The organism is Psychrobacter sp., from assembly GCF_030457785.1.
Classification (GTDB): domain Bacteria; phylum Pseudomonadota; class Gammaproteobacteria; order Pseudomonadales; family Moraxellaceae; genus Psychrobacter.
In genome coordinates, this window is the sequence record NZ_JAKDUI010000265.1 from 1 (window position 1) to 2,966 (window position 2,966).

At 45.4% G+C, this 2,966-nt stretch carries 4 protein-coding genes; 3 read left to right on the forward strand and 1 reads right to left on the reverse strand.

All coding sequences use genetic code 11. The features are described from left to right. From L0J61_RS10320 to L0J61_RS10330, 3 genes are all read left to right on the forward strand, one after another. The coding region (locus L0J61_RS10320; RefSeq protein WP_301466358.1) for an energy transducer TonB at nucleotides 1-586 on the forward strand (586 nt) is incomplete at its 5' end. Nucleotides 587-723: 137 nt separating this feature from the next. Continuing rightward, nucleotides 724-1,395, forward strand: a complete 672-nt coding sequence (locus L0J61_RS10325) for a MotA/TolQ/ExbB proton channel family protein (protein ID WP_192529766.1) — start codon at nucleotides 724-726, stop codon at nucleotides 1,393-1,395. Between the two features lie 123 nt (nucleotides 1,396-1,518). Next, nucleotides 1,519-1,920 (forward strand): biopolymer transporter ExbD, encoded by a 402-nt coding sequence (locus L0J61_RS10330; RefSeq protein ID WP_192529767.1) that lies wholly within the window; start codon nucleotides 1,519-1,521, stop codon nucleotides 1,918-1,920. A 381-nt stretch (nucleotides 1,921-2,301) separates the two neighbouring features. On the opposite strand, the gene L0J61_RS10335 is transcribed toward L0J61_RS10330, so the two are convergent. After that, nucleotides 2,302-2,850 carry a DUF2799 domain-containing protein gene (locus L0J61_RS10335; protein ID WP_225735394.1) on the reverse strand — a complete coding sequence of 183 codons (549 nt, stop codon included), beginning with the start codon at nucleotides 2,848-2,850 and terminating at the stop codon, nucleotides 2,302-2,304. Nucleotides 2,851-2,966: the final 116 nt, after the last annotated feature.

Sequence of the window (2,966 nt, forward strand, 5' to 3'; positions counted from 1 at the left end):
ACCAATACCAGAGCCTGAACCAATACCAGAGCCTGAACCAATACCAGAGCCTGAAATTGATCGCACTAAAATCATAGCAGCGCAAGCAGCTCGGAATGAGCAAGCGCAAAGACAGCGAGCTGAAAGAGAAAGAGTCGAAAGAGAAAGGGCAGAAGCTGCAAGAGTGGAAGCAGCAAGAGTGGAAGCAGCAAGAGTGGAAGCAGCAAGAGCAGAGGCAGCAAGAGCAGAAGCAGCAAGAGCAGAAGCAGCAAGAGCAGAAGCAGCAAGAGCAGCGGCTGCAGCTAGCAATACACCAGTGAGCTTCACTGCCAGTAATGCAAACTGGGCATCTCGACCGAGATTCGAGTTTCCTTCACGTGCTGCTCGTAGCGCTCGTTCAGGTGATACTTTCCGAGTGGTATTGAGAATGAGAGTGAACAAACAGGGTGGTATTGATAGCGTATCAGTTGCTACATCGTCAGGTAATGCGGTGGTAGACAGAGAGGCGCAGCGCCAAGCACGTAGCGGCAGGTTCAAGCCATTTACCAAGAATGGTGTACCCGTAGTAGGCAACGTGACATTGCCAGTAAGCTATGAAGTGCCCTAGTAGGCGCGTTTAACTTGTTTTTCAACAATATTTATCCATAACTTTCATGATAGGTCGATTGGCATTTTGCTCAGCGCTATCATGTCACGGCATTAAACACTGCATCAAAAACTGCATCAAACATTAAGGAGTCTGATATGGACTTTATGTATTACTGGCAAATTAGCGATATGGTAACGAAGACTTTGTTCTTTTTACTGTTCGCGTTATCTATCATCTCGTGGGTGATTGGCATTCTTCGTGTACTACAAAGTCGCAAACTGGCTGCCAATGTGGCTGATGACTTGAGTCAGCAAATTGCGGCAAAACAGACTGAGCTGAGAGATGTTGATGCCGCTGATCGCCGATTGATCACTGAGCAAGCCTTGCTAAAAAATATTAGCCGTTATCGTTTTTCGAGTGAGCGTGGGCTTCCTATCCTTGGCACGACGGCAGCGATTGCACCGTTTATCGGTTTGTTTGGTACTGTGTGGGGCATTTTTCATGCATTGCACAACATCGGTACGAGTGGGCAAGCTGGCTTAGGTCAAGTAGCGGGGCCAGTTGGTGAGGCGCTTATCATGACAGGTTTGGGTATCGCTGTTGCTATTCCAGCGGTGGTGTTCTATAACCTTGCTGTACGTGTCAACCGCCGTGTGCTGTACCATGCCAACGATAGAGCGCATGACTTATTGTCAGCGTCTACCAAGCAAACGACTACACCGCAACCAGTCGCGGGTACTAGTACTAAGGCGACCACCAAGCCATCTACCAAAACAGATGAGCCGTCAGCTAGCCAGTATCGTGGTTCCGCACCATCAAAGGTGTAATCAGAGCCAGGCGAAAACCGTAGATAAAATAATGATAATGATCAGTGCGTCATTATAAGTTAACAACAGCAAGCTATCTTGCGAATATCCAAACGTATGGACAGTAGTGTCTTGAGGGTGATTATGGCATTTCAATTAGGTGATGATGAAGCGCAAAGTATGAATGAGATGAACCTCATTCCGCTTATCGATATTATGCTGGTATTGATGATTATATTTTTATTGACAGCGACAGTGCTAAATCCGACGGTACCACTGGACCTGCCTAAGACTAGTGCACAGGCCACTCAGACACCGCCAGAAGCCATTCAAGTCAGTATTGATAAAGATGCAGGAATCTTTTGGGACAGTGATCCTATCAGTATGGAAGAGTTGGAAGCACGTTTGCAGCAGCAAAGTGCAGAAGGTAAAGACCCTTCTGTGCAGCTACGCGCTGATAAAGAAGGTAAATATGATACCGTGGCGCAAGTGCTAGCGGCTGCTAGTAACGCAGGATTGACTAAGATAGCTTTCGTCAACGAATAGCTTTTGGGCAAGATTTTAACAGTTAGCAGTGGATGCGACTGCAGTGATGTAAGTATTCTGACCTTGCCATCGTTCACAACAGATGGATGGTTAGTAGTACAAACAAACTGACCAATAAAAAAATAATCAAAATAATAATAAGAAGAACAACTAAAATAATAAAAACTTTCTCCCGCCTCGCTTGGGTCACCTTGTGAGGTTTCCTTTATTTATACCGCTGTACTTATGTGCTTGATATCCAAGAGTCGTATTCGATATCTAAGAGTCTCCCATCTATAAACCTACTTAATACTAAAGCAGACTTTGACCTCTCAAAGATTTAGCCTTCCTTTAAAATATGCCTGATATGCCTACAAATTTTACGTGTTACGTGAAAGAGTCTTACCATCCATAACCAAACGGGCGACGACCGAAATCAAGGCGGCTACGTTTAAAAGGTCCGTATCCATAAGAGTAAGGTAAGCCTAGGTAGTCTAAATCGCGTTGGCGGATGTAATAGTAGCGCCCTTGTGAATAAGCCTCTTCGAGCGCTTCAATGCCTGCTAGTGGGCAGACTGACTGCCAATCATAACCTTCGCGGCCGAGTTTATAGGCATTGAGCTCTGTGCAGTAGTTCTTGAGCCCTTGTTGGCGCCCTTCCTCCCATTTCATACGGTTTGGCATTGTCCCACCGACGCTTGCGCAACTGTTTGCGTAATTACCAAAATAATTACCAGATCGACCACGGATACCGTCAGAGTAGCCAACTTCTTGCCAGTTGCTGGACTGACACTGCTGGGGCGTCAGGCTAGGAGTAGTCGCACAGCCTGATACAGTGAGGACGGCGGCACTCATCAGCGAAAAAGTAATACCAGATCGACTCATAAGGGTTTTCATGACTTTACGGCTCAAGGCAGCAGTTGATGAGTTTTGGTTGAGAGAAAAGTTCATAATAAACCTGCGCGCATCTAGAGTTATGGTTTATCATAGCACTTTTTTATTGTTGATGATTTTTATATATTGTTATTGTGCTTATATTTTTTCAGACATAAGTGGTTGTTATTATT

Bases quoted from the DNA above. Each gene is read 5' to 3' on its own strand.
- L0J61_RS10330 (WP_192529767.1), top strand. From the start codon at position 1,519: ATGGCATTTCAATTAGGTGATGATGAAGCGCAAAGTATGAATGAGATG.
- L0J61_RS10335 (WP_225735394.1), bottom strand. From the start codon at position 2,850: ATGAACTTTTCTCTCAACCAAAACTCATCAACTGCTGCCTTGAGCCGT.
- L0J61_RS10325 (WP_192529766.1), top strand. From the start codon at position 724: ATGGACTTTATGTATTACTGGCAAATTAGCGATATGGTAACGAAGACT.